25 protein-coding genes are annotated in these 26,508 nt (G+C 39.0%); 15 read left to right on the forward strand and 10 right to left on the reverse strand.

Annotated features, from left to right (window positions below; translation table 11 throughout):
• Nucleotides 1-220 precede the first annotated feature (220 nt).
• A complete protein-coding gene (locus CZ809_RS09830) occupies nt 221-1,132 on the reverse strand; it encodes a substrate-binding domain-containing protein (protein WP_080157396.1) in 912 nt (303 codons plus the stop codon).
• Nucleotides 1,132-1,977 carry a formate dehydrogenase accessory sulfurtransferase FdhD gene (fdhD, locus tag CZ809_RS09835; RefSeq protein WP_080157397.1) on the reverse strand — a complete coding sequence of 282 codons (846 nt, stop codon included), beginning with the start codon at nt 1,975-1,977 and terminating at the stop codon, nt 1,132-1,134. Before fdhD ends, CZ809_RS09830 begins: the two co-directional genes overlap by 1 nt.
• Nucleotides 1,978-2,240: 263 nt before the next feature.
• Here fdhD and CZ809_RS09840 point away from each other — a divergent pair, with 263 nt between their 5' ends.
• From CZ809_RS09840 to CZ809_RS09885, 10 genes are all read left to right on the forward strand, one after another.
• Complete coding sequence (locus CZ809_RS09840; protein ID WP_080157398.1) at nt 2,241-2,732, forward strand: DUF3305 domain-containing protein; 492 nt, start codon at nt 2,241-2,243, stop codon at nt 2,730-2,732.
• On the forward strand, nt 2,722-3,447 hold the full coding sequence (locus tag CZ809_RS09845; protein ID WP_159447946.1) for a DUF3306 domain-containing protein: 726 nt from the start codon (nt 2,722-2,724) through the stop codon (nt 3,445-3,447). The genes CZ809_RS09840 and CZ809_RS09845 overlap by 11 nt, the downstream gene beginning before the upstream one ends.
• A gap of 294 nt (nt 3,448-3,741) precedes the next feature.
• Nucleotides 3,742-5,451, forward strand: a complete 1,710-nt coding sequence (locus CZ809_RS09850) for a 4Fe-4S binding protein (RefSeq protein ID WP_080157402.1) — start codon at nt 3,742-3,744, stop codon at nt 5,449-5,451.
• 9 nt (nt 5,452-5,460) lie between these two features.
• Nucleotides 5,461-6,078 (forward strand): TorD/DmsD family molecular chaperone, encoded by a 618-nt coding sequence (locus CZ809_RS09855; protein WP_080157404.1) that lies wholly within the window; start codon nt 5,461-5,463, stop codon nt 6,076-6,078.
• Nucleotides 6,079-6,145: 67 nt separating this feature from the next.
• Nucleotides 6,146-6,343, forward strand: coding sequence for a twin-arginine translocation signal domain-containing protein (locus CZ809_RS09860; RefSeq protein ID WP_080157406.1), 198 nt, complete (start codon nt 6,146-6,148; stop codon nt 6,341-6,343).
• A 12-nt stretch (nt 6,344-6,355) separates the two neighbouring features.
• Complete coding sequence (locus CZ809_RS09865; protein WP_080157408.1) at nt 6,356-9,214, forward strand: formate dehydrogenase subunit alpha; 2,859 nt, start codon at nt 6,356-6,358, stop codon at nt 9,212-9,214.
• Between the two features lie 11 nt (nt 9,215-9,225).
• Nucleotides 9,226-9,843: a formate dehydrogenase FDH3 subunit beta gene (gene fdh3B, locus CZ809_RS09870; RefSeq protein WP_045030423.1), complete on the forward strand. Its 618-nt coding sequence runs from the start codon at nt 9,226-9,228 to the stop codon at nt 9,841-9,843.
• Nucleotides 9,844-10,012: 169 nt separating this feature from the next.
• Nucleotides 10,013-11,023 carry a formate dehydrogenase subunit gamma gene (locus tag CZ809_RS09875; protein ID WP_369925084.1) on the forward strand — a complete coding sequence of 337 codons (1,011 nt, stop codon included), beginning with the start codon at nt 10,013-10,015 and terminating at the stop codon, nt 11,021-11,023.
• 158 nt (nt 11,024-11,181) lie between these two features.
• Complete coding sequence (gene cobB, locus CZ809_RS09880; protein ID WP_255418359.1) at nt 11,182-11,934, forward strand: Sir2 family NAD+-dependent deacetylase; 753 nt, start codon at nt 11,182-11,184, stop codon at nt 11,932-11,934.
• Nucleotides 11,935-12,108: 174 nt separating this feature from the next.
• The gene (locus CZ809_RS09885) at nt 12,109-12,351 is read left to right on the forward strand and encodes a hypothetical protein (protein WP_080157411.1); all 243 of its coding nucleotides are present in this window, start codon (nt 12,109-12,111) and stop codon (nt 12,349-12,351) included.
• Nucleotides 12,352-12,439: 88 nt separating this feature from the next.
• On the opposite strand, the gene potD is transcribed toward CZ809_RS09885, so the two are convergent.
• The 4 genes from potD to potA form a co-directional block, all read right to left on the reverse strand.
• Nucleotides 12,440-13,492 (reverse strand): spermidine/putrescine ABC transporter substrate-binding protein PotD, encoded by a 1,053-nt coding sequence (gene potD / locus CZ809_RS09890; RefSeq protein ID WP_080157413.1) that lies wholly within the window; start codon nt 13,490-13,492, stop codon nt 12,440-12,442.
• Between the two features lie 445 nt (nt 13,493-13,937).
• Nucleotides 13,938-14,705, reverse strand: a complete 768-nt coding sequence (potC, locus tag CZ809_RS09895) for a spermidine/putrescine ABC transporter permease PotC (protein WP_080157415.1) — start codon at nt 14,703-14,705, stop codon at nt 13,938-13,940.
• The gene (gene potB, locus CZ809_RS09900; protein WP_080157417.1) at nt 14,705-15,562 is read right to left on the reverse strand and encodes a spermidine/putrescine ABC transporter permease PotB; all 858 of its coding nucleotides are present in this window, start codon (nt 15,560-15,562) and stop codon (nt 14,705-14,707) included. The genes potC and potB overlap by 1 nt, the downstream gene beginning before the upstream one ends.
• Entirely contained in the window at nt 15,546-16,664 is a 1,119-nt protein-coding gene (gene potA / locus CZ809_RS09905; protein ID WP_080157419.1) for a spermidine/putrescine ABC transporter ATP-binding protein PotA, read from the reverse strand. Before potA ends, potB begins: the two co-directional genes overlap by 17 nt.
• A gap of 444 nt (nt 16,665-17,108) precedes the next feature.
• On the opposite strand from potA, the gene CZ809_RS09910 reads away from it, so the two are divergent.
• A complete protein-coding gene (locus tag CZ809_RS09910; RefSeq protein ID WP_080157769.1) occupies nt 17,109-17,936 on the forward strand; it encodes a DUF2189 domain-containing protein in 828 nt (275 codons plus the stop codon).
• 309 nt (nt 17,937-18,245) lie between these two features.
• Nucleotides 18,246-19,475, forward strand: coding sequence for a peptidase T (gene pepT / locus CZ809_RS09915; protein ID WP_080157421.1), 1,230 nt, complete (start codon nt 18,246-18,248; stop codon nt 19,473-19,475).
• A 90-nt stretch (nt 19,476-19,565) separates the two neighbouring features.
• On the opposite strand, the gene CZ809_RS09920 is transcribed toward pepT, so the two are convergent.
• Both CZ809_RS09920 and CZ809_RS09925 read right to left on the reverse strand, forming a co-directional pair.
• Nucleotides 19,566-19,808, reverse strand: a complete 243-nt coding sequence (locus CZ809_RS09920) for a hypothetical protein (protein WP_080157423.1) — start codon at nt 19,806-19,808, stop codon at nt 19,566-19,568.
• A gap of 157 nt (nt 19,809-19,965) precedes the next feature.
• Nucleotides 19,966-21,450: a carboxypeptidase M32 gene (locus CZ809_RS09925; RefSeq protein WP_080157425.1), complete on the reverse strand. Its 1,485-nt coding sequence runs from the start codon at nt 21,448-21,450 to the stop codon at nt 19,966-19,968.
• Nucleotides 21,451-21,794: 344 nt separating this feature from the next.
• On the opposite strand from CZ809_RS09925, the gene CZ809_RS09930 reads away from it, so the two are divergent.
• The 3 genes from CZ809_RS09930 (at nt 21,795) to CZ809_RS09940 (ending at nt 24,416) form a co-directional block, all read left to right on the forward strand.
• Nucleotides 21,795-22,973, forward strand: a complete 1,179-nt coding sequence (locus CZ809_RS09930; protein ID WP_080157427.1) for a D-alanyl-D-alanine carboxypeptidase family protein — start codon at nt 21,795-21,797, stop codon at nt 22,971-22,973.
• A 162-nt stretch (nt 22,974-23,135) separates the two neighbouring features.
• The gene (ttcA, locus tag CZ809_RS09935) at nt 23,136-24,029 is read left to right on the forward strand and encodes a tRNA 2-thiocytidine(32) synthetase TtcA (RefSeq protein ID WP_080157429.1); all 894 of its coding nucleotides are present in this window, start codon (nt 23,136-23,138) and stop codon (nt 24,027-24,029) included.
• Nucleotides 24,030-24,107: 78 nt separating this feature from the next.
• Nucleotides 24,108-24,416 (forward strand): hypothetical protein, encoded by a 309-nt coding sequence (locus CZ809_RS09940; protein ID WP_080157431.1) that lies wholly within the window; start codon nt 24,108-24,110, stop codon nt 24,414-24,416.
• A 53-nt stretch (nt 24,417-24,469) separates the two neighbouring features.
• Here the strand turns inward: CZ809_RS09940 and uspE are convergent, their stop codons facing one another.
• Nucleotides 24,470-25,417, reverse strand: coding sequence for a universal stress protein UspE (gene uspE / locus CZ809_RS09945; RefSeq protein WP_080157432.1), 948 nt, complete (start codon nt 25,415-25,417; stop codon nt 24,470-24,472).
• Nucleotides 25,418-25,690: 273 nt separating this feature from the next.
• A complete protein-coding gene (fnr, locus tag CZ809_RS09950) occupies nt 25,691-26,446 on the reverse strand; it encodes a fumarate/nitrate reduction transcriptional regulator Fnr (protein ID WP_080157434.1) in 756 nt (251 codons plus the stop codon).
• Between the last annotated feature and the right edge of the window lie 62 nt (nt 26,447-26,508).

Consider the following 26,508-nt stretch of genomic DNA (forward strand, 5'->3'; position numbering starts at 1 on the left):
AATTACTTTTAATGATAATTGTGGGTGGCAAGGATTCTTTCAAGAACACGTGTGATGAACGAACGTGTTGGTTATGAGTGCATTTTTACTGATGGTTATTGGTTTACATGATAATTAGATGACTTTTTGTGCGTGACGCCTCTTGATATGCTGTTATTAATGCAATCATTAAGATAAAGGCAAGGTCACCCGTTGATGACCTTACTTGGTAATGCTTAGATTAGTTAGCACTCCACACTTGTTGGCCCGTGCGAATAAAATTATAACCGCCTAGTTGATCGCCATGAGCCTGAATGTCACTCTTGGTTAATGACTGTAATAATTGTTGTTGTAGGGTACGGAAGTAAATATTTTTAGGGATCACCAGCTCAAATGCTTCGGTGCATAGTGGAATAAAGCCTAACCCAAATTCACCAGCGGTACTTTGGCTTGCACAACCAATATCTGCTTGCTCTCTAGCAATGGCTGAAGCTAACTCTCGTTCACTATTACAACAATCAACTTGATTAAGCATGGTCATGTTATACCCATGACCATGGATCCATTCCTCTAATGCTCGCATACTTCCAGCGCCTTGCTGACGTAAAGCCCAACGCCAACGAGGTGATAGTAATTCATGCAGTTGAATTGAACGGCTATTAACGGCATCCGCTAGATCTGGGCTTACGACTAAGCCTTGTTTACGCTCAAAGGCATGGACTAAGACCCAGTTTTTATGCCCTGGATATTGTTGTAATAAGGCCGGATGTCGCAAACTGGCTTCTTCTACATTACCCCAATGGATAGCACAGATATCAACATGACCTTTGCTTAACATCGCCAATCCTTGACGTGTGCCTGTTGAGGTATAACCGACAAGGGCCGTGCTGCCTAACTGGTTCGCCATTTTACCGACCACACATTGCAGTAATGGATCATCAGAGCCAGCAATCAATAATCGGTCGGTTAATACGCCATTATGGCAAGATTCTAATAACCATTTATCCAGCATTGCCTTAGGAAAAAGCCATTTACCCGTTACTTTTGTTGCAGGCAATAGGCCGTCATTGGCTAAGGCATAAACCTTCTTTTCATTAAGGTCGAGATATTCGGCTACTAATTTGGCATTCATAAATTCAGGGAAATCAGCCATTATGCTTGGGTACCTTTACTCTCGTGGCCTTTAACATCAAGTTCTATATTGTCGCTACCGTTATAGATTTGAAAACGCAGCCCTTTAGCGCGAGCAATCATAGTAATACCAAGTTTCTTAGCAAGATCGTAACCCATTTGTGTCGCTCCAGAACGAGACAACAGTACAGGAATGCCCATTTGCGCGACTTTAATGACCATTTCAGAGGTTAAGCGACCTGTGGTGTAGAAAATCTTATCTTCACCTGTTTGTTGTTGCAGCCACATTTCACCGGCAAGGGTATCTACTGCGTTATGTCGGCCAACATCTTCTACAAACGATAAAATATCAGTGCCTTTACAGACGGCACAACCATGAACAGCACCTGCGGCTTTGTAGGTTTCATTATGATGAGTCAATGCTTCAAGTAAACCATATAGCAGCGATTGTTTAATTTGCGGTTGTGGCAGGGTTATACCTTCAAGCTTTTTCATTACATTGCCATACATCGTGCCTTGCCCACAGCCAGAGGTGACGGTTTTCTTTTCTAATTGCTGCGCTAAGTTTTCAGTATTTTCATGAGTTATAACAACCGCGGCATTGGTTTCCCAATCGATCATTACTGATTCAATAGCGCTAAGGTCATTAATAAAGCCTTGGTTTTTTAAATAGCCTAATACTAATGCGGATGGGCGCTCACCTAAGGTCATCAGTGTTACTACTTCAACCCAATTAAGGTACACCGTTAATGGATGCTCGCAGGCGATCTCTTTTGTTTGTGGATCACCATATTCATCAATAATTTCTACCGACATCGTCTGCTGCACTGTCGCTTTGGTTTTTATAATTTTAGGCAATGTCGCCATTTGAGATCCCTGCATAATAATTGTGGTGTATTTAATTATGGATACTGAAACCTAAATTAAGCAAAGATTGTTCCAATATTACTAACATTCATCAATCTATCGTTAATAGGCTGAGATCGATAAAAATGCGCACTTTTAATGTGGTTTCTTGTTATTGGTCTAATATTTGCTTATGTCTGCTTATTAAGTGAAATATCGCTTAACGTAAAAAGTGATTAAATAACAAGATAAAGGCGAAATAGAACCCGCCAGTAGGAGTGAATGTGCCAAAACAAGCAGAACTTGAATTAAAGAAAAATGAACATGTTTGGCCAATTAATTTTCGCTTACAAGCAGAAGAACGCCAAGTGGGTCGTTGGACAACTTATGCATGGACGATTGAAGACATTTGTTTGTATGAAGAAGATCTCGCCGTTGATATGACAATTGCTGATATAGGGGCTGGTAACTACATGATGCCTCTAGAACTTTTTCGTGATGAACGGATGGAATATCGATTTAACTTAAATTCACAGAGTCCGCATTTATTCTTTATTTGTGCTGAAGAGAATGAGCAATTAAAACCTGTTTTAGTTACCGCAGCGCAAGGTGTAGCGGCTCGTTATATGGATGGTGATTATGTGGTTTTACATATTGATGTTCCATTAGCAATTCAAGCATGGATGGAAGCCTTTTTAGGTCGTCATGGGGAATTGTTTGAATTTAAACGTAAACGTGGCGGCGATAAGAAAAAAGGACGTTCAAGTGGCAACTAATTTCTTTCAGCGTTGGTCAAGCCGTAAGTTAACTCCTGTTGATAATACGGAACGTGCTATTTCGGAAACGATAACTGAAACGGTTGATGAGTCACTGACTCTTAATGCTATAGATACAACCGAAGAAGAAGTAACAAAGACCAGTGATCATGAACAAACATCAATTGTTCCCTCAGCAACGTCACCAAATGTTATAGCTGAAGAGCCTGTCATTACATTGACGATTGATGACGCTGATAAAGTAACTTATGACTCAGGTGTTGCGTCATTTATGCAGCAACAAGTGACTAAGTCAGTGAAAAAGGCGGCATTACGAAAATTATTTCATTCTGAAGAATTTAACTATATCAGTGATATGGATGATAGCACTGAAGACTTCAGCAATATGCAAGGTTTAGCACCAGAAATTGCATCACAAATGCGGGGGTGGATAAATACGGTTACGGAGACGGCAACGGAAGCTCTCAAAGATGAGGGAATAACAGCATTAACATCAACGTCTGATCTTAATACGGTTGATTCTACGACTGTTGATGTAACAACAGCTGATTTGTCAGTTAATCATATAGCCATAGCCAGTAAGGATGACGAGGAGGATGGATTAGTTAATCACCTAGATACAACACATACCGATGAAGAGGCTTTCCCTACGGCTGATTTATCGTTAACACCGATTCTTAATTGTGACAATGAAAGTAATGAACAGAAATCCTAACGTAAAAAAATAAAAACGTTTGAGAATTATTAATACTAATCATAAAAACAGACTGGGACAAAAAGGGAAGATCAATAAAATCGTAAAGAGAGACAATTTGGCGCGTTAGTTCGCTACAAGTAAGACAAAATGTCTCATTAGTTAATTACGCAATATCGTCGTTATGATTTTAGTTCCTTTTAAGTCATTTTATTCCGTGAAAAGTTGGATCGGTTATTGCTCTATAGAGAGTAGAAGAAAAGTCATTATTTTCTAACGATACTGATTAGCGGTAGTGAGCAAACAGGAATAACAATGTTAAAAAGTACATTAAATGCATTTACTGATATTAATGGCGTCGCTCGTGCAACGGCCATTACAGGAACAGTAGAACTTGCCAATCTTATTCCGCCAACAGTGACGTATGAAAGTCGTGGTAATTTATTGATTATTGGTGACGCTGAACAATTACTTCAGGTTGCCGATCAATTTGTAGCACTAAACAGTGTGACGTTATTGGCGACAGATGCAAATACATGCGATACCAAAACATCACATACCTTGTATTACAGTCAAGCTATTACGGTAAAAGGATACCTTGGCGCATTTGATGTTCATTGTCGTATAGGACATGACGCGACAGCTCTTGATATTAATGCACTTGAAACGAACTTAGCCAAAATAGCTATTGGACGTCAATGCTTTGATATTGTGCTTGATATGACAGCAACTGGGGTTATGAATGTTGAAATTCCAGCTGCGGGTTATTATGCCGTTGGTCAAGCTTCTGCATCTCAAGCATCGGAAAAACGTGTTGCTGAAAAACTAGCGACGCTGGTGGATGAACTGCCAGCCATGATTGGTACTTTTGATAAGCCTAAATACTTTCGTCTAAATCATGATCTTTGTGCACATTCATCACGAAGTGTAAAAGGCTGTGATCGTTGTATTGATGCATGTCCTGCGGGAGCATTAAGTTCTGATGGTATCGCTATTGCGATTGATCCTTACCTTTGTCAGGGGGTAGGAACATGTGCCACGGCATGTCCAACGGAAGCTATCAGTTATGCATTGCCAGATCCTCAAATCACTCAAAATTTTGTTCATAGTGTTTTAGCACGTTATAAGCAAGAAGGTGGTCAATCTCCAACACTGCTTCTTTATGGTGATCGTGATACCGCTGCTGTAACAAAGGCACTGGCGACATTACCTAGTTCTGTTATTACGATTGCATTAGAAGAACTGGCGACGGTTGGTATTGATACTTGGTTTAGTGCCTTAGCTTATGGTGCGCATCAAGTTCTATTGGCAACAAATACACAATATATCCCTGCAACGATTGATGCTGTTCTGACTAATGAATTAGCGATTGCTCAAAATTTCTTAACTGAATTGGGTTATGACGCTGATCGTATTTGTTTATTTGATTTTGCTGATAGTGCGAATTTTGAAGCTTATGAAGCTGCACTTATTACTCCGATTGAAACTGCACTAACAGGCACTAAGCGTGAAAAGCTATTTACTGTTTTGGAAGCACTTAATCAGACAAGTCCAGCGCAACCTACCCATTCGGCTGTAGCGGCTAATGCCCCTTATGGTTCTGTAACATGTAAGACAGATGATTGTACGTTATGTATGAGTTGTGTTGCTGTTTGTCCAACCCGTGCCTTACATGCCATTGGTGATCGCCCTGGATTATTATTTGTAGAACAAGATTGTATTCAATGTGGAATGTGTGAAACCGCATGTCCTGAGAAAGTTATAACACTTGAAGCCGGTTTTAATTGGGATTGGCAAGCGCGTAAAGCCGATGCTCTGATTCATGAAGAACCTGCTGCATGTTGTATTAGTTGTGGAAAGCCTTTTGCCCCAGCATCTATGGTGAAAATGTTGACCGAAAAACTTCAACGTCATTCACATTTTCAAGGAGAAGCGATTCGTCGTTTATCTATGTGTGAAGATTGCCGTGTTCGCGATATTTTTGAAAAGATGGAACAAGATCCACAAAGTCAGACAAGGGTATAAGGTCATTATATGGAAAACGCAGCTATGAATGCTCACACAAATCTTACTGATCAAGATGATTTGCTACGTATTGAAATTTATAACATGTTGGCACATCTATGTCGTCAAGCCCCTGAACAATCTGTGCTTGAATTTCTTGCAAATCTTGATGTTGATACGGCACAAACATTTCAACGTCAGACCATGGCTTCAGCTTGGCCTTTACTAAAACTAGCGGCTCAGAAAACAACATTATTGAGTGCTGAAGAAGAATATCAAGATGTATTTATTGGTATTGGCCGTGGGGAAGTTGTTCCATTTGGTTCATGGTATTTAACCGGTTCTTTAATGGAAATGCCTCTGGCTTATTTACGTCAAGACTTAAAACAAATGGGTTTTGAACGTGCTCAATCTGTGATTGAACCAGAAGATCATATATCTGCATTGCTAGAGGTTATGGCTATGCTGGTGGAAGGTGGCGATGAACACCTTCAACAGACGTTTTTTAATCGTCATCTTGCACAATGGTGTGAAAAGTTTTGTACCGATTTAAAAGCGGCTAAGAGTGCTGTGTTTTATACCGCTGTCGGTGAATTAGCTTGGCAATTTTTGACAATAGAAAAGACCCGTTTTTTAGAGTCCCAGTAAAAAAGATACTCGCGATAATAAAAAATCGACATTTGTTCATAAAAATGTCGATAGAGGAGCAAACGCAATGAGTGAGCAAAAAACAAATGATAGCCGTCGCCAATTGTTAAAAAACATTGGTTTAACTGTAGCGGCTGGTGCTGTAGTAGCAGGAACGACAACTGCCGTTCACGCTTCAACAACCGACACTGAAAAGAAAGATCCTAAAACAAAAAAAGGGTATCACGAAACCCAACATATTCGTGATTACTACAATACCCTATAAGCGGAGCCTGAAATGAAACTGACTAAACGTTCCGATAAAGTGAGCAAAGATGAAAACCAACTAGGTATTTCTCGTCGTTCTTTTATTCGTAATTCTTCTCTTGCTGCCGCTGGTGGTGTTGCTGGGGCAAGCCTTTTTGCGCCTGGTTTTATGCGCAAGGCGGAAGCTTTCCCAGAAGCCGATTACAACGCACCTAAAGTGGTTAAACGTACCATTTGTTCTCACTGTTCTGTAGGTTGTGGCATTTATGCTGAAACGCAAGATGGTGTCTGGACCCATCAGGAACCCGCTTTCGATCATCCTTTTAACGCTGGTGGACATTGTGCAAAAGGGGCGGCATTACGTGAACATGGCCATGGTGCTAAACGCGTAAAATACCCAATGAAGCTGGTTAATGGTAAATGGAAAAAACTAAGCTGGGAGCAAGCATTAGATGAAGTTAGCCAGCAGGTACTTAAAATTCGTCAAGAATCTGGCCCTGATTCAGTTTACTTTTTAGGTTCAGCGAAACACAACAACGAACAAGCGTATTTGTTCCGTAAAATGGTGTCGTTATGGGGATCAAATAACGTCGATCACCAAGCACGTATTTGTCACTCAACCACGGTTGCAGGTGTTGCAAATACATGGGGCTACGGCGCAATGACCAACTCACTGAACGACATGCATAACTGTAAGTCGATTCTGTTTATTGGTTCTAACCCAGCCGAAGCTCATCCAGTAGCAATGCAGCATATTCTGATCGCTAAAGAAACTAACAGTTGTAAGATTGTGGTGGTTGATCCACGTCGTACACGTACAGCGGCAAAAGCTGATCACTATGTTTCTTTACGCCCTGGTACTGACGTTGCTTTTGTTTGGGGTGTGCTATATCACATCTTCAATAATGGCTGGGAAGATAAAGAATTTATTCGTCAACGTGTTTATGGCATGGAAGAAGTGCGTGAACAAGTGGCGAAGTGGAACCCGAAAGAAGTTGAACGCGTAACGGGTGTGCCTGAAGATCAAGTTTATCAAACGGCAAAAATGCTGTCTGAAAACCGTCCTGGCTGTGTTGTTTGGTGTATGGGTGGTACTCAACATACAACAGGTAATAACAACACTCGTGCTTACTGTATTCTTGAATTAGCCCTTGGCAACATGGGTAAATCAGGTGGTGGCGCAAACATTTTCCGTGGCCATGATAACGTTCAGGGTGCAACTGACTTTGGCGTGTTATCTGATAACTTACCGGGCTATTACGGTTTATCTGAAGGTGCTTGGAAGCATTGGGCTGAAGTATGGGACATTGATTACTCATGGCTACAAGGCCGTTTTGATCAAAATACCTATAACGGTAAAAAGCCAATGAACAGCGCAGGTATTCCTGTTTCTCGTTGGATCGATGGTGTTTTAGAAAACAAAGATAATATTGAACAACGCGATAATATTCGTGCGATGTTCTATTGGGGTCATGCTGTTAACTCACAGACGCGTGGTCCTGAAATGAAAACTGCGATGGGCAAGCTGGATATGATGGTGATCGTCGATCCATACCCGGGCGTTGCTGCAGTAATGAATGGCCGTACAGATAACGTTTATCTTTTCCCTGCAACTACGCAGTTTGAAACTTACGGTTCAGTAACGGCAACTAACCGTTCGATTCAGTGGCGTGATCAGGTAATTGAACCGTTGTTTGATGCTAAACCCGATCATGAAATCATGTACTTATTGACTAAGCGTTTGGGTTTCTCTGATCAATTATTCAAACACATTAAGGTTGAGAATAATAAGCCAAACATTGAAGACATTACTCGTGAATACAACAAGGGTATGTGGACAATTGGTTATACAGGTCAAAGCCCTGAGCGTTTGAAAGAGCATCAGAAAAACTGGGGTACGTTTGATTTTACGACGCTTGAAGCGGTTGGCGGACCAGCTAATGGTGAAACCTATGGTTTACCGTGGCCATGTTGGGGGACGCCAGAAATGAAGCACCCAGGCACACACATTCTTTATGATACCTCGAAAACAGTCGCAGAAGGTGGTGGTAATTTCCGTGCCCGTTTCGGTGTTGAGCGTAATGGTGTGAGCTTGTTGGCGGATGATAGTTATTCATTAGGCTGTGAGCTTGAAGATGGTTATCCAGAATTTACCGCGAAGATGCTAAAGCAACTGGGATGGTGGGATGATCTAACTGCTACTGAAAAAGTGGCAGTTGAAGGTAAAAACTGGAAGACAGACCTGTCTGGTGGTATTCAGCGTGTTGCGATTAAACACGGTTGTATTCCATTTGGTAACGCGAAAGCCCGTACTGTTGTATGGACCTTCCCTGATGCAGTACCTATTCACCGTGAGCCATTGTATACACCGCGTCGTGACTTATTACCTGAGTACCAAACATGGGACGACAGCAAAGCGATGTTCCGTTTGCCAACACTTTATAAGTCTATTCAAGAGAAAGATGTATCTAAAGAATACCCAATTATTCTAACGTCTGGCCGCCTTGTTGAATATGAAGGTGGTGGTGAAGAAACACGTTCAAACCCGTGGCTTGCTGAGCTTCAAAAAGAAATGTTTGTTGAAATCAACCTCAAAGATGCCAACGATAGTGGTATTAAAGATGGTGAGATGGTGTGGGTTGAAGGTGCAGAAAAAGGCCGAATTAAAGTGAAGGCGATGGTAACACCACGTGTTCGTGAAGGTCTGGCTTTCTTACCGTTCCACTTTGGTGGTGAATTTGAGGGTGTGAGTCTACGTGAGCATTACCCTGAAGGTTGTGCGCCTTATGTTTCAGGTGAAGCGGCTAATACGGCAACAACGTATGGTTATGATCCTGTTACCCAAATGCAAGAAACCAAAGTTACTTTGTGTAAAATCACTAAAGCGTAAGGAGTCACCTGATGGCACGTATGAAATTTCTTTGTGACTCTAAGCGTTGTATTGAGTGCAATGGTTGTGTAACAGCTTGTAAAAATGCCAACTCAGAAGCGGTTGGTTGGGGTATTCAACGTCGTCGTGTTGTAACCTTAAACGACGGTCTTCCGGGAGAGACATCAATCTCTGTTGCTTGTATGCACTGTAGTGATGCGCCTTGTATGGCGGTATGTCCTGCTGATTGCTTTAGCCAAACAGAAGACGGCATTGTGCAGCACGATAAAGATTTATGTATCGGCTGTGGTTATTGCTTATTTGCTTGTCCATTTGGTGCGCCACAATTTCCTAAGCAAGATGCTTTTGCTGAGCGTGGCAAAATGGATAAGTGCACTTATTGTTCTGGTGGTCCAAATACTGAACCTGGTTCTGAAAAAGAACGTTTGCTTTATGGTGCAAACCGCATTGCAGAAGGTAAGTTACCAATGTGTGCTTCAATGTGTTCGACTAAATCATTACTTGCTGGTGATGCTGAAAAAATCTCTGAAATTTTCAGTAAGCGTGTTGTGGCTCGTGGTGCAAAAGATGCGGGTTGGGCAAGCACTGATGATTTAGCTTACGACGCAAGTAAAGTACGTAAAGCTTAATCATATTTAAATGGATTTAATGAGGAATGTTAAGTCCATTTATCGACGCGTGTAATAGTTAGGCACACCGTTGTGATAGGTGTGCCAATTAATCTACTTTTTAAAGTGGATAGGAGCTTTAATGACTAAGCGAATTCAACGCTGGTTAACTATCATAGTTACCGCTTTAATGATGGTGTTTTCAGTATCCACGATGGCAAGTGATAGTGATACAACAACCGCTGGTGAAGCCGTAGTTAAAAAAGAAGTGATCGGCTTTGCTGGGGCTGATTACTGGCGCATGGTAAAAGATGGCGAGAAAGGTTACACCACATCTGGTTGGCCTGAGCATGATGTTTTAATCAGTGTGCCAGGACAAACGTGGTATATCCTTAAAGAAAAGTGGATGTCACCATTAGGTGCTTTAGCGATTTTTGGTAGTCTGGTGATGGTAACGCTAGCTTATGTGGTTATTGGACCACTAAAGCTAAGTAAGCCTAAAACGGGCCGTAAAATCAAACGCTGGAGCCGTATTGATCGTGCATTGCACTGGAGCATGGCATTCACTTTCCTTACATTAGGATTCAGTGGCTTAACGTTAGTTTATGGTAAACATTTTATTAAGCCTATTGTGCCTACTGAAATTTGGGGATGGGTTATTCTTGCTGCTAAGCAATACCATAACTACATGGGACCTATTTTTGCGATCCTATTACTTGCTGTCTTGGTTAAATGGTGGCGTAAAAGTACCTTTAACAAAGTCGATCTTGAGTGGTTTAAAAAGATGGGCGGCATGGTGGGTAAACATAAAGGATCACATCCATCAGCGGGTTTCTCTAACGGTGGTGAGAAAGTTATCTTTTGGCTATTGATCGTATTTGGTTTCTCGATTGCGGCCAGTGGTTTTGTGTTAGATTTCCCTATTTTTGATCAAACCCGTCGTGATATGGAGCTATCAAATTTACTGCATATGTTATCGGCACTGATTTTGATCTGTGGTTTTATATTCCATATTTATATTGGTTTATTTGGCATGGAAGCGGGTTTAGATGGCATGGTGACTGGCGATGTTGATGAAACATGGGCACGTGAGCACCATAATTTGTGGTTTGATGAAGTAAAAGATTTACCTGAAAACCAACCGGGTTATGAACCAGAAAAACAGGATGCAGGAAAATCAAAACCATCGCTAGATAGTTAACGATTAAGCATCAAAATGAAGGCCGATACAGTCAACTGTATCGGCTTTTTTTATGAGCATAATTTAAGATTCGTGGCAATACATGAACTCTCAGACTAACGTCTAATAAAAAACACCGTTAATCCATATAAAATCAGTGGTATAAATATAATATAAAGATTAACCATTATTATCACCATAGGGATGTTGCTATGTTATTTCCTTACAAAAATATTGTCGTATTAACGGGGGCGGGTATCTCTGCTGAATCAGGGATACGTACCTTTCGTGCAGCAGATGGATTGTGGGAAGAACATCGAGTTGAAGATGTTGCGACTCCTGAAGGCTATCAGCGCGATCCAGAGTTAGTACAAGCGTTTTATAATGCTCGTCGAGCGCAGATAGAGAATGGATCTGTTGCTCCTAATGCTGCTCATTATGCATTAGCAAAGCTAGAAGCTGAATTAGACGGCACAGTAATGATTGTGACACAAAATATCGATAATCTTCATGAGCGGGCAGGTAGTCATAATGTGATCCATATGCATGGTGAGCTATTAAAAGCACGTTGTTGTGAGTCAGGTCAAACAGTGGAATGGCAAGGCGATCTGCATACAAGTGATCATTGTCATTGTTGCCAAATTCCAGCCGCTCTACGACCTGATATTGTATGGTTTGGAGAAATGCCAATTGGTATGGATAAAATCCATGACGCGATTGTGAAGGCTGATTTGTTCATTGCTATCGGCACCTCCGGGAATGTTTATCCGGCAGCTGGTTTTGTCCATGAGGCTGCATTGCAAGGCGCTCATACAGTAGAGCTTAATTTAGAGCCGAGTAATGTTGGCAATGAATTTGAAGAAAAACATTATGGTAAAGCATCTGAGCTAGTACCTAAATTCGTAGACGATATTATCAAGGCGGTTAAGTAGAGCTTAAATGGTATGCTATTTATTCTATATAAAAAGAGAATAATTCTATATGGGATATAAGGTGTTTTTGATAAGAAGCAATAAAATACCTATTGGCATATTTAAATATTCAATATGTAAAATGCTAATACTATAGTTAACGTAATGATTCAATAACCATAGCATTGCTTGCATATGAAACAGAAACAATATTTATTGTTGGTAATATTATCAATTTTTAGTTCAATGACATTTGCTACATCAATTTCATGGAGTGGTCGTGTATTAAGCGGTGATCCTATTAATATTAGCACTGATGGGAACGTTGTGAATTATGAAGCATGGGGATTTCCTCAAGTTGAGTCGCTTAAAATAAGTGATCAGTTTGAAGTTAATCCTATTAGTAAAGAGGTGAGTATTCTGATGGTTAAATTGTAATATTTATTATCATTAAATAGAGCACTTATCTTGTGTATAAAAAAACCGAGCTTTAAAGCTCGGTTTTTTTATTTTCTAACGATAATTATTACTCACCAGCTTTTAGCTTTTGGTAATACTCTTCGTATAGTTCACTTGCAGGGCCAACGCTGTTCTGCCATTCACCCGCATCCATCACTGATTGTGGTGGGTAGATGCTTGGATCGTTAACGAAATCAGCAGGCAATAATTTCTTCGCTGCTGCAACGGGTGTTGGGTAACCAATTTGTAGTGCAATTTTAGCTGCAATATCAGGGCGAAGTAAGAAGTTGATCATCTTGTATGCATTATCAACGTGCTTTGCATTAACAGGAATTGCTAGGCTGTCCATCCAGAAGATTGCACCTTCTTTTGGCCATACGATATCAATAGGAGCGCCTTCTTTACGCGCCATGTATGCAGAACCATTCCACAACATACCTAGTGATGTTTCACCCGCCATATAAGGGTTAGCAGGGAAGTCAGAGTTAAATACTAATACGTTAGGCATCAGTTTTTTAAGCTCTTCATAAGCAGCTTTAATTTGCTTAGGATCTTGAGTATTAGCAGAGTAGCCTAGTTTACGTAATGCAATGTGGAACACTTCACGTGCATCATCCATCATCATTAGCTGACCCTGCCATTTAGGATCCCATAAATCAGCCCAGCTAGTGATTTTTGATTTATCGATGACATCAGTATTTACACCGATACCTGTCGCACCCCAAATGTAAGGGATAGAGTAATCATTGTTAGGATCAAAAGGCTTATCTAAATAGTTTTTATCGATACCTGCAAAATTAGGAATTTTTGATTTATCGATCTTCTTAAGCATGCCTTCCTTACTCATTTTAGAAACGTAGTAAGTTGAAGGAACGATTAAATCGTAGCCTTTATCATAAGTTTTTAATTTAGCGTACATGGTCTCATTCGACTCATAAGTCGAATAAATTACTTTAATACCGGTTTCTTTTGTGAACTGTTCTAATACATCATTTGGAATGTATTCAGACCAGTTGTAAAAGTATAATTCATTACTATCTGAATCTGCAGCAGTGGCAATGTTTGAATACATTGACATCGCACAAACTGTACCGGCCATCATTAAAGACCATTTTTTCATCGTTGTTAGCTCCTAACTAAACAGGATATCGAGAGTGTTCTCTAGCGGCTTTAACCGCCTCTCCTAATTTTATGTCGTTTATAAGCACTTAAAAAGAGTGTGCTTTTAAAACAAATATGAATTGGTAAACGTAGCTAGTATAGCAGATAAAATCATACCGCCATCACAAATATGAACACATTGATAAGATATTTATTTACAGAGTATTGATTAATAACAGGTAGTTAACGTTTAGATAATATTGTTATACAAATTAATGTTATGACCAATTAAAACTAAAAACAGAACTCGAATAGTTATGTGAGGTTAGTTGTGTAATAAGTGCGATTGAAGGGGGCTGAGGTGCTGACGAACATTAAAAGTTTATATAATGCGATAAAAGCGGGGATAAAAAAATGGCTAACTTAAATAAGTTAGCCATTTAATATCGCTAAAAGCGGTGATGTTATTTCTTTTCTCTTGCAAGTAATTGTGAACAAATTACAAGGAACAATGAAATGATCAGCATGATAGTTGCTAATGCATTAACCTCTGGTGAAATACCGACTTTAACCATCGAGTAAATCTTTAAAGGTAAAATTTCATAACTAGGTCCTGTAACAAAAGAGCTCACAATTACGTCATCAAGTGACAATGTAAAGCTTAATAACCAACCAGCAGCGACAGCAGGCTTAGCTAGCGGTAGGATAATTTGTTTTAGGATTACCCACTCACTCGCACCTAAGTCACGTGCTGCTTCAAGCATTTTTACATCAAAGCCTTTTAAACGACTGTAAACAGTCACTACAACAAACGGTAGACAAAAAGTAATATGTGATAGTAATAACGTTAAGAAACCAAGATTTGCGCCAATTAAGAGGAACAAAGCTAGTAACGAAATTGCCATTACAATATCAGGTGACATCATGACTAAAAATAGCATACCTGATACAAATTTCTTACCTTTGAAGTTATAACGAAATAGGGCAACAGCTGTTAAGCTACCAATTAACGATGCAGCCGTTGCTGAAATAACTGCAATCGTAATTGAGTGTCCGGCAGCTTGCATTAAGCTATCGTTATTAAGCAGATCTTCATACCATTTAGTGGTAAATCCGCCCCATTTCATACCAAACTTACTAGCATTAAATGAGTTAATAATCAGAATGACAATCGGAGCATACAAAAAAGTGTATACCACCGACATAAAGCTGAATTTAAAAAAACGACCCATTATTCAAGCTCCACTTTTTTATTCAGTAATTTTCCTGCTCGATAGTAGGCATATAACATAATTGCCATTGCTAACGTCAGTGCAATACTGGTTGCAGAGCCAAATGGCCAGTCACGAGCGTTGAGTACCTGACTCTTAATCACGTTACCAATTAACAAGTTTTTAGCACCACCAAGTAAATCAGACACATAGAACATGCCTAATGCTGGAAGTAGTACCAATAAACAACCGGCGATAATACCAGGCATTGTTAATGGAAAAATGACTTTAATAAATGTTTGAACTTTATTCGCACCTAAATCACGAGCCGCTTCAATATAGTTATTATCAAGCTTTTCAATCGCGGAGTACAAAGGCAATACCATAAACGGCAATAGTATATAAACTAAGCCGATCATTACTGCGTACTCGGTGTACATAATACGAATGGGCTTATCAATAATATCTAAGTACATTAACGCATTATTCAGAATACCACGCGTACCGAGCATCAGCTTTAAGCCATATGTACGGATTAACGAGTTAGTCCAAAAGGGAACAATGACCATAAATAACATAAATGGTCGCCATCTTTCAGGCATTTTAGCTATAGCATACGCAAAAGGGTAGCCAATCAACAAACACAATAGCGTTGCTGTAATTGCCATATTAAATGAATGCAGAAGTACTTTTGCATACATTGGATCGAAAAGACGTTCATAGTTATCTAGCGTGAACACCATTTTGATCAAGTTTGCATCATCACGGGTTAAAAAACTCGTGCCGATAATCATAAGGTTTGGTACAAATACAAATAGCAGTAACCAACTTACAACAATCGTTATGATGATGTTTTGGAGATTAAACTTCTTGCTCATCTGCTAGCACCACTTCCCAACTTTCAACCCAAGTAATGGCAACTTTTTGATCAAGAGAGTGGTCTACGTCAGGATCATCTTCGTTGAAGAATTCACTAACCATTACCGATTTTCCTGAATCTAGCTGTACCACAGAATCAAGCGTCATACCTTTATAAGTACGCTCTTTAACCTTACCTAAAATACCCGTCGCTTGTTCACCGTTATGAATCTCTTCAATACGGATATCTTCTGGGCGTAATAGCACTTTCACTTTGTCGCCAACAGCAACATCAAGCTCACAGTGGATTAAAGAGTGACGACCTTCAACATCTGCCATGATACGTTTACTGTCTAAACGTTCTTTAACGATGGCATCAAATACATTGATCTCGCCGATAAAGTGAGCAACAAAGAGGTTCGTCGGTTCTTCGTAAATTTCACGAGGGCTACCATCTTGTTCAACACAACCATCGCGCATAACGATAATTCGGTCAGACATTGATAGTGCTTCTTCTTGATCGTGAGTAACGAAAATAAAAGTAATACCAAGTTTCCGCTGAAGCTGCTTCAGTTCAAGCTGCATCTGTTTACGTAATTTGTAATCAAGTGCAGAAAGTGATTCATCAAGCAAAAGAACTTTTGGTTTATTAACAACTGCACGGGCAATAGCAACACGTTGTTGCTGGCCACCGGACAATTGATGTGGTTTACGAGGGGCAAACTTATCAAGTTGCACCATACGCAATGCTTCCATAACTCGAGGTTCAATTTCACTCGATGGCACTTTTTGCATGCGTAAACCAAACGCGACGTTCTCAAACACTGTCATATGTGGAAACAGTGCATAACTCTGAAACACCGTATTAACGAGACGCTGTTCAGCTGGAATGTCAGTAACATCTTTATTGGCAATAGTAATCTGACCGTTATCGGCAGTTTCAAAGCCAGCAATAAGACGAAGCACTGTGGTTTTGCCACAGCCTGATGGACCTAAAATGGTTAAAAATTCACCATCGTTTACGTCTAGGTCCAAACCTGTAATGATTTGCTTACCGTCAAAGCTTTTGCTAAGACCCTTCAGCTGAATTACAGGTTTCTTAGATGTTTTTGCAACGTTCAATTCTACGTTATCTCCACCTTGGGACTGATTGGTTAAGCCCCAATATTTTGGCTAAAATTAGGGGCGCATAATAGACCTGTAGTCTTTCAATTTAAAGCATTTTCTCACTAAATTTATAGATTAGACGCTGCTTACTTTAATGATAGCACGTCGATCCGTTGCAATATGGTCGCTATTATAAATAATACTGAAAAAATAAATTACGATTAAAGTGATAATCAAAATGTTTTATTTTTAAGCTCAAAATTCTTTTACTTACGTTCAATTATCGTTGGTGACATGTGTAACAAAGTATAAAAAAGCGGTAGATATCGCCTTGCAAGTAATTTATTGTCTGTTTTTCAGGCGGTAACATGGTTTTGAAATAAATTTTTACGTGAATAGTGTTTTTGTACCATGATGAGTGACGTACAATACAAGTACCCAAATAATGATGATATGAGTATGAAAGAGACAACTAAAAAAAGTTTTCACGTTGGCGGTTCAATTGAAAAAGCAATGAAGGGTGATGTTGATCTACAACCGATTGCCGTTCTTCAAGAAGCGTTCAAAATTACAGCAAAGAATTTCACTAAGTTTTTGCCTGCTGTTATTTGTTTATTTATTGCACAAATCGCATTATTGCTATTAAGTTTAAAAGTTCAGTTAGGTAATCCTAATGTGTTTTTTGACGCTTTTATAACTGGGAAGGGGTTTACCGCAGATATTCTAAAAGCAGGCTTTATGGCCAACTTTTGGTCTGATGTTTTGATTGCTCCATTATATGCTGGGGTTAGCTTAATGGCGCTTAATCATTCAGTAGGGCTGCCAACAAAACCAAGTCAAATCGTTAAAGGATTTTCGTTTACACTCGTATCGATTATTACAATGTTATTAATTTCTTCTATTCAGGGGATTGGTAGCAGCATTTTCCCTTTAGTTGGGTTGTTTTTAACAATGGCGCTAAGCATGGCTATCTTGCTTGTGTGTGAGAAGCGCATTACACCGATTAAAGCCATTCAATATTCCTTCATGGCGACAGTGCGTAAAGTAATGCCAATGACTGCAATTTACTTAATCGTAATGATCTTCTTTTTCATGTCTATTGCGACGGCAGGTATTGGATTAATTTGGACATTACCATTTTTCTTTAATGTAAAAGCAATTATCTATCGTAATATGTTTGGTATTACTCTACAGGTCACTTCTGTATCTAATCCAAATGATAGTAATAAGCCAAAATCTGATGATAATGTCAGTGAGCCGCTTAACAATGACACATTTAATGCGTAATACTATTAAGATAGGTACAAAGAGCTCCTTTATATAGGAGCTTTTTTTTAGATCTACAACCTAACGCACTATAACTTTATATGTTTGTTATTAAAACTAACGCACCTTTTAAATTCATCAATAATACTTAATTTCAAATAAATCATGCTGTTTAATTAAATATTCATTTAAAAATGGAGACTCATTTTACAAAAAAAAAGCCTTAATGATGATGTATCTCAATGTCATTTGTTTTCTATATAATCATAATGTAGCCAATAATAGATAAGGGCAGTATAAGCTGTCAGCTCAAGCAAGAAAGGCGACTTTATGGATAAGTTAATAGAACGTTTTTTACGATATGTAAGTTTTGACACTCAATCTAACGATGCAGTTTCCTCTTGCCCTAGTACAGCTGGGCAACGTGTATTTGCTGAGGCTCTTCAATCAGAAATGGTTGAGTTAGGGCTTAGTGACGTTGCTCTAGATAACAATGGCTACCTTACCGCACGATTACCTGCAAATATGGAAGGTGATATTCCTGCAATTGGTTTTATTGCTCATATGGATACCGCACCTGATGCTTCAGGTAAAAATGTTCGCCCACAGCTTGTTGAGAGCTACCGTGGTGGCGATATTGCATTAGGAATAGGGGATGAAATCCTTTCTCCATTTCAATACCCAGATCTTAATAAGTTACACGGTCACAATATAATTACGACAGATGGTACAACGCTGCTTGGTGCTGATAATAAGGCGGGGGTTGCTGAGATCATGACAGCTATCGCTTATCTTATTGCCAATCCTAAAATTAAGCATGGCGATATTTGTATTGGTTTTACACCGGATGAAGAAATCGGTCGTGGCGCAAACTTATTTGATGTTGAAAAGTTTGGTGCACAGTGGGCTTATACTATCGATGGTGGCCCAATTGGTGAGTTGGAATATGAAAATTTCAATGCAACTTCTGCAGATGTTATTTGTCATGGTGTCAACGTTCATCCAGGCACTGCAAAAAATAAAATGGTTAATTCCATGAACATTGCAGCACAATTTCAATTAATGATGCCTGCTGATGAAACGCCAGAATGCACTGATGGCTATCAAGGTTTTTACCACCTTAAATCAATGGAAGCATCTGTTGCTCGTACTGAATTGGGTTATATCATTCGTGATTTTGATCGTGATGGTCAAGAGAAGCGTAAAGCCTTCATACAACAAAAAGTAGACGAGCTGAACAGCAAGTTGACACAGGGCCGAGTAGAACTGATCTTAACGGACTCTTACTATAATATGCGTGAAATGGTGGAACCTTTCCCACATATCATTGATATTGCTCAGCAAGCGATGCTTGATTGTGATGTTAAGCCGGAAATAAAACCTATTCGTGGTGGCACTGATGGTGCTCGACTATCATTTATGGGTTTACCTTGTCCTAATATCTTTACTGGCGGTTATAATTTCCACGGTATTCATGAATTTATCACTGTTGAAGGTATGGAACTTGCAGTTAAAGTTATTGTGAAAGTTGCTGAGAATACAGCGAATCGATACGCTTAATTCTGCTAATTAACAGATAAAAGAAAAGCCACTATCATCAATACTTATAGTGGCTTTTTTATGAAACATTAATAATTTCTAGTGTGTAATTTAAGCGTGATCGTTGCTTAACATTTCATTTAAACGCTTCAAAATCGCATGAATAGCATGACCTTTAGTGATTTCTCCACCTTTTTCAACTTCAATTTCATGTCGACTGTGAAGGCCTGTTTCATCTTCCGCAATGTGTAACCAATCAGGATGCCAGTAGAATGATTGGCCGCCATCTGTGATCCAGTTATGCACACCACAATTTTCGCCATGGTAATTGAGATCTGCTGCTTTATAAGTCATTCTTAAATCCTTAAAGGGTAATTGTTATTTTTATTGTTAATGAGTATAAAAAACAATACTGATTAAACCGTGATCTAATCGAGATTATTTTGATAAATACTACAACTAAATAAAATAATTACTGTTTTCATTGTTTGTCGTTCATAAAAAACAATCACTAATTATTTAAGTAACGTTGCACTAAATGTTTTCTAAAATGCTCTGGGTTAAGTGTTTCGCCAGTTGCTTGTTCCACCAGTTCATCGGTTGATAATGTTGATCCTTTGCTCCAAATATTGTCATGCAACCACTCAAATATTGGCGTTAGATTGCGTTGAGTGACAAGCTGTTCAACATCCATTTCTTTATTAATGGTCGCCATAAATTGTGCTGCGTACATTGCACCTAGGGTATAACTTGGAAAATAGCCAAAACTACCGTCAGTCCAATGAATATCTTGCATACAACCATTAGTGAAGTTACCTTGCGTTGAAATACCAAGATATTGGGTCATTTTTTGGTCCCAAATCGTTGGAATATCATCCACTTCAATTTTACCTTCAATTAAGTCACGTTCAATTTCATAACGTAAGATAACATGTGCAGGGTAAGTCACTTCATCTGCATCAACGCGAATAAATCCTGGTTTAACGCGTGTATTAATCAAACGAAGGTTCTCAGCCGATAATGATGCTGTTGTTGAATTAAATGATTTTTGCACCATTGGCGCTAATAAACTGCTAAATGCAGGACTACGCGCTAATTGCATTTCACAAAATAAACTTTGTGATTCATGAATGCCCATTGAACGTGCTTCACCGACAGGAAGATCACGCCATTGTTGTGGTAAGCCTTGCTCATAACGTGCATGGCCGGTTTCATGAATGACCCCCATCAATGCAGAAGTGAAATCATTTTCATCATAGCGGGTTGTAATACGAACATCCGTTGGTACGCCACCACAAAATGGGTGAGTACTGATATCTAGTCGTCCGTGGTCAAAATCAAATTCCAGTAAAGCCATTGCATCAAGGCTTAGTGCTTGTTGTTTATCGATAGCAAATGGAGTCGTTAGCGGTAATATTTCTTCTGTTACCTGTTTAGCTTCGACTTGTTGAATTAGTTGAGGTAACCATGATTTTACTTCAGCAAAAATACCGTCGAGTACTGCAGATGTCATTCCTGGCTCATAAATATCCAGTAAAGCATCATAACGGCTTAAGCCTGTTGCTTGTGAGCGAATAGCGGCTTCTTGGCGAGCTAATTCAACCACAGGCTTTAAGTTAGCTTTAAAGCCATCCCAATCGTTTTCTGTACGTTGTGAACGCCAAGCATGTTCGCATTGAGAACCGGCAAGTGATTGCTGTTCGACAAGATCGGCGGGTAAAATATTATGCATCATCCAATGACGTTTAAGGGCAGCAAGGCTGACACGTTGTTCTGCGGTAAGATGTTCTTTTTCTGCTTCTGCAAACCAATTTTCTAAATAAGGAGCGGTGGCCAATTCATGTGACATAACAGCAAGCTCAGCCATTGCTTCTGAACGCGCTTGTGCACCACCATTAGGCATCATTGCAGCCTGATCCCAACCACAAATAGCACTAAGATGCCCAAGTCGAGATAGCTTTTTAGCATGACGTTCTAATTTATTGTAATTATTCATACTTGTTCCTAATTGATAAACAGCAATAGAATAAATTTAACCTAACCTATAACTATTTAATAGAGATTCTCTGTTAGTGCAGTAATAAAAATGCGAACACAGCAGTATTTATTAATTTAAAATCAAATAAGCAGTAGTTAATTGCTCGTAATGATTTATATTTAAAGCAATTAACGTTATAAATGTAATCAGTGATAGGAATTCGTAAGACAATGTTACCAAGACCTGTTTTATTATATTTTTTCGATATACTGGCAGCCAATCTCAATACCTATTAGGTTTCTGCAAGTCCTTAATAGCTATGTAGATTGATTTTATCGTTTTTTAAAGGAATTTTGCCTAACATGGAAAAGACTACTCGTTTTTTGTCTCTTGTCGGTGCTACTGCGCTTTACTCTTTATCATCTTCAGCGTTTGCTGCAATGCCAACAGTCGTACCTGATGCACCAACATTAAGTGCCAAAGGCTATGTATTGATGGATTACAATACAGGTAAGGTCTTAGTAGAGAAGGATGCAAACGAAAAGTTAAACCCAGCGAGCTTGACGAAATTAATGACAAGCTATGTTGCCGGTCAAGAAATGAAGCAAGGTAATATCAATGAGAAAGATCTTGTTGTTATTAGCCGTAATGCTTGGGCGAAAAATTTTCCTGATTCATCCAAAATGTTTATTGAAGTGGGTAGCGAAGTTCCACTAATGGATCTCTTTCGTGGCTTGATTATTCAATCAGGTAATGATGCAAGTGTGGCAATTGCAGAACACGTAGCGGGATCTGAGCAATCATTTGTAAGTTTAATGAACTCATGGGCAAAAAAATTAGGAATGAATAACTCTAATTTTGCTAACCCACATGGTTTAGACAATGACGATTTATATACCACACCTTATGATATTGCCTTGTTAGGCCAGGCGCTTATCCGTGATTTACCAAGTATTTACCCACTGTATAGTGAGAAATCATTCACCTATAACAATATTACCCAACGTAACCGTAATGGCTTGCTTTATGATCCAAGTATGAACGTTGATGGTATGAAGACCGGTTACACCAGTGGTGCAGGTTATAGTTTAACCAGTTCAGCCACTGAAGGTGACATGCGTTTAATTGCGGTTGTTATGGGAACTAAAAGTACTAAAACGCGTGAGATTGAAAGTAAACAACTCTTGAACTATGGCTTCCGCTTTTTTGAAACAGTAACGCCTCATAAAGCGGGTGATGAGATCATTACTGAACATGTATGGTTTGGTAATAAAGATCAAGTGAAGCTAGGTGTTGATAAAACAAGTTATGTGACATTGTCACGTAACGATACAAAAAAGTTAACTGCTAGTGTTGAGTTAAACAGTGAACTTGAGGCTCCAATTGCGAAAGGGCAACAAGTGGGTGAGATTATTTACTCTGTAAATGATAAACAAGTCGGCACACAACCACTTGTGGCTTTAGAAGCGGTTGATGAAGGCAGTTTCTTTAGTCGTTTAATTGACCAAGTGAAAAAGTTTGTAATGGGATTTTTTAAGTAATCCTTCAATCATTTTGATTAAACAAGCTCAGCCATTATGTGCTGGGCTTTTTTATTGTGGATAGCTATTTCCAGTCAACAATAAAATACGTATAATTCATGCCCTATAAATTCTTATCCCGCAATTCTACTATCGATGTTGTCGGTAGTTCGAGAAGTAGTAATGAATCAGACAGATAACCGTAAAGAAACACTTGAATATAATAAACTGCAAAAACGTCTTCGCCGCAATATGGGTAACGCCATTATTGATTACAACATGATCGAAGAAGGTGATGTGGTAATGGCATGTATTAGTGGTGGCAAAGATTCATTTGCGATGCTGGATATTCTGCTTAATTTACAAAAAGCAGCGCCAATTAAGTTTGACGTTGTCGCGGTTAACCTTGATCAAAAGCAACCAGGCTTTCCTGAGCACATTTTGCCAGAGTATTTCCAAAGCCTAAATATTCCTTACTACATTGTTGATAAAGATACTTATTCTGTTGTTAAGGAAAAAGTTGAAGAAGGTAAGACGACCTGTGGCTTATGCTCTCGTTTACGCCGTGGTACGCTGTATTCTTTTGCTGAAACAATTGGTGCGACTAAAATTGCACTAGGTCACCATTTAGATGATATCGTAGAAACATTATTCTTAAATATGTTCCATGGTTCACGTCTAAAAGCGATGCCACCTAAATTACGCTCTGATGATGGCCGAAATGTTGTTATTCGTCCATTGACATACTGCCGTGAAAAAGACCTGATCAAATACGCTGAATATAAGCAGTTCCCGATCATTCCTTGTAACCTTTGTGGCTCACAAGAGAACCTACAACGTCAAAGCATTAAAGCAATGTTGATTGATTGGGATAAAAAGACCCCAGGTCGTGTCGATGCGATTTTTAAATCAATTCAAAATATCAGCCCAAGCCAATTAGCAGATAAGAACTTGTTTGATTTTGTTAATTTACCATTAGATCGTGAAGGTGAGAGGGCTGAGTATGCTTTCACTGAAGCAAAAGTATCATCAACTAACATCGATGAAAGTATGTTTATTGATGTTACTAACGTTTAAATATAATCACAATTAGTCACAAAACAGCATCGGGTTCTTTATTGAGCCGATGCTGTTTTGCTTTATAGGATATGAAGAATGATAAAACCACGACTAATTATGCTTACTGGTCTGTGTTGTGTAATTGTGGGATGTAGTTCACATCAAGCGCAGCAGATGGGTATACAGGGAAGCAGTGTTAATAGCTATGCACGACAAATGTCTAACAGTCAGCTTTGTGAAACATATCTAGGTAAACGAGCGACAAATCAAACGCGTGTGTCAATCGCTGCGGAGTGGAAACACCGTAAATTGAGTCGAGCTTACTGTTCGAAACAAGAAAATGAATGGTATTTAACGAAGTTTGCTAAATGGCTTGCCAATGAAAAAGAAGCCGAACCTAAATAATATAAACGCCTCTGTTGAGGCGTTTATTGGTATATGTATATCAAACGAAACATTTATTCGTCGATAGAATTAGGTGCTAATGGACTAATATAACCATCCGGTTTTAAAGCCAATAAATCACAATTTAGACTATCAATTGTATTTTCTGCCGTATTACCAATAAAGACCGCAGATAAACCAGTGCGTCCAGTCGTACCAAGAATAACAAGCTCTGCTTTAATCTCATCGGCAATTTGTGGAATAACATCCTCAGCTAAACCTTCAACTACATAGGTTTGTTCTTCATCTATGGCATACTTTTGACGTAATGCTTTCATTGTCATTAAGTGGTGACCACGTACTGCATCTGTGTATGATGCTGGATCAAACTCTGGTAGTTCAATCGTGATATTGACAGGCGTTGCAGGGTAGGCGTTAACCAAGTTCACGTTTGCATGTGTGATTGATGAGAAGGCGATAGCTTCTTTTACAATCTTATCGTTAAGATCGTCATGAGTTTCATCTTCAGCAGATAAATTAACACAAGCAAGAACGTTACCATTTGCTGGCCAGTTTTCACCTTTTACTAATAAAACAGGAACAGGGCATTTACGTAATAGATGCCAGTCTGTTGGTGTAAAGATAACTGATCCTAATTTTGCATGTTCGTGTGTGGCTTTTATTAATAAATCAATATCTTGACTGAACACATCGGCAATAATGGACTCGTAAGGACGGTTATGCCATACGACTTTAATCTCAATGTTAAGACCAAGCTCAGCGTGTGGCTGTATGATTTCTTTTAGCCATTCTTCGCGCTGCATAACGACACCACGACGCATTGCGTCACGTTCGTCAGAAGAAAGCATTGATGTCATTTCATACGAAAAATCATAAATAGCAAGGAAAACAATAATTTTCACATCATCACAAGTCTTCGCTAAATGAATAGCACGAGATATTGCTGGTTGTTGCTCACGTTCAGGATCAGCGACAACAAGTATGTTTTTATATTTTTGCATAATAATGTCTCCCTACGGCAGAATCTTTTTTCTGAATAAGCAAGAACAAAGAAACACATTTACCGTTATATTTATCAGATACACTTTCAAATCAAGTGATTAAAAAATTAACATAATATTTACTGTACTCTAAACTCACCAAAATGGGGAGTAGTTTGAGCAATAAAATGCAAAAATGGGATAAATGAACAGTTATATGTAGTAGTGATAGATATAAAAACAGGCACTAAAATAGCACCTGCTTATAAATAGATTAGATAGGGTATTATAAGGTTATAAATTGTTATTCTTACTCACACCAGCAAGCTTGGCTAGTTCATCATGATCTAAGATTGTAATGTATTTACCTTTAACACTTAACATTTCAGACTTTTGGAAACGTCCCAATAAACGACTAATTGTTTCAACCGTTAAGCCAAGGTAATTACCAATGTCACCACGTGTCATTGTTAAACGAAATTCACGAGGAGAGAAGCCTCGTTGAGAAAAACGCAGTGATAAGTTGTAAAGAAATGCAGCTAAACGCTCTTCCGCATTTTTCTTAGACAGCAATAAAATCATTTCTTGATCGCCTTTAATTTCACTGCTCATCAAGCGCATGATTTGTTGGCGAAGTTTTGGCATTTTACCGGCCAAATCATCAAGAATTTCAAACGGTATTTCACAGACCATTGATGTTTCAAGTGATTGCGCAAAGCTAGGGTGCTGCATTTCATTAATGGCATCAAATCCAACCAAGTCACCCGCTAAATGGAATGCTGTGATCTGCTCATCACCTTGCTCTGTAATAGTATAACTTTTGATAGTACCAGAACGAATGGCATATAATGATTTCAGCTCATCACCCGCTTTAAAGAGCTCTTGACCTTTCTGGATTGGCTTTTTACGTTCGATTATTTGATCCAGTTGATCTAACTCTGATTCATTCAACGTGAATGGAATACATAGCTGGCTAATACTGCAATCTTGACAGTGAATAGCACATCCACCTGATTGGATACGTTTTGTGGTAAATTTGTCTGAAATCATATGCCTATCTAACCAATTTGATGTAGGTCAATATTTTAACATATTATGAAGCAATATTACGA

The organism is Photobacterium piscicola (assembly GCF_900166965.1).
GTDB lineage: Bacteria > Pseudomonadota > Gammaproteobacteria > Enterobacterales > Vibrionaceae > Photobacterium > Photobacterium piscicola.

Bases quoted from the DNA above. Each gene is read 5' to 3' on its own strand.
- potB (WP_080157417.1), bottom strand. From the start codon at position 15,562: ATGAGCAAGAAGTTTAATCTCCAAAACATCATCATAACGATTGTTGTA.
- CZ809_RS09855 (WP_080157404.1), top strand. From the start codon at position 5,461: ATGGAAAACGCAGCTATGAATGCTCACACAAATCTTACTGATCAAGAT.
- potD (WP_080157413.1), bottom strand. From the start codon at position 13,492: ATGAAAAAATGGTCTTTAATGATGGCCGGTACAGTTTGTGCGATGTCA.
- CZ809_RS09865 (WP_080157408.1), top strand. From the start codon at position 6,356: ATGAAACTGACTAAACGTTCCGATAAAGTGAGCAAAGATGAAAACCAA.
- ttcA (WP_080157429.1), top strand. From the start codon at position 23,136: ATGAATCAGACAGATAACCGTAAAGAAACACTTGAATATAATAAACTG.
- fdh3B (WP_045030423.1), top strand. From the start codon at position 9,226: ATGGCACGTATGAAATTTCTTTGTGACTCTAAGCGTTGTATTGAGTGC.
- CZ809_RS09875 (WP_369925084.1), top strand. From the start codon at position 10,013: ATGATGGTGTTTTCAGTATCCACGATGGCAAGTGATAGTGATACAACA.
- CZ809_RS09920 (WP_080157423.1), bottom strand. From the start codon at position 19,808: ATGACTTATAAAGCAGCAGATCTCAATTACCATGGCGAAAATTGTGGT.
- CZ809_RS09885 (WP_080157411.1), top strand. From the start codon at position 12,109: ATGAAACAGAAACAATATTTATTGTTGGTAATATTATCAATTTTTAGT.
- fdhD (WP_080157397.1), bottom strand. From the start codon at position 1,977: ATGGCGACATTGCCTAAAATTATAAAAACCAAAGCGACAGTGCAGCAG.
- fnr (WP_080157434.1), bottom strand. From the start codon at position 26,446: ATGATTTCAGACAAATTTACCACAAAACGTATCCAATCAGGTGGATGT.
- pepT (WP_080157421.1), top strand. From the start codon at position 18,246: ATGGATAAGTTAATAGAACGTTTTTTACGATATGTAAGTTTTGACACT.
- uspE (WP_080157432.1), bottom strand. From the start codon at position 25,417: ATGCAAAAATATAAAAACATACTTGTTGTCGCTGATCCTGAACGTGAG.
- CZ809_RS09910 (WP_080157769.1), top strand. From the start codon at position 17,109: ATGAAAGAGACAACTAAAAAAAGTTTTCACGTTGGCGGTTCAATTGAA.
- potC (WP_080157415.1), bottom strand. From the start codon at position 14,705: ATGGGTCGTTTTTTTAAATTCAGCTTTATGTCGGTGGTATACACTTTT.
- CZ809_RS09925 (WP_080157425.1), bottom strand. From the start codon at position 21,450: ATGAATAATTACAATAAATTAGAACGTCATGCTAAAAAGCTATCTCGA.
- CZ809_RS09830 (WP_080157396.1), bottom strand. From the start codon at position 1,132: ATGGCTGATTTCCCTGAATTTATGAATGCCAAATTAGTAGCCGAATAT.
- CZ809_RS09930 (WP_080157427.1), top strand. From the start codon at position 21,795: ATGGAAAAGACTACTCGTTTTTTGTCTCTTGTCGGTGCTACTGCGCTT.
- CZ809_RS09850 (WP_080157402.1), top strand. From the start codon at position 3,742: ATGTTAAAAAGTACATTAAATGCATTTACTGATATTAATGGCGTCGCT.
- CZ809_RS09940 (WP_080157431.1), top strand. From the start codon at position 24,108: ATGATAAAACCACGACTAATTATGCTTACTGGTCTGTGTTGTGTAATT.
- CZ809_RS09860 (WP_080157406.1), top strand. From the start codon at position 6,146: ATGAGTGAGCAAAAAACAAATGATAGCCGTCGCCAATTGTTAAAAAAC.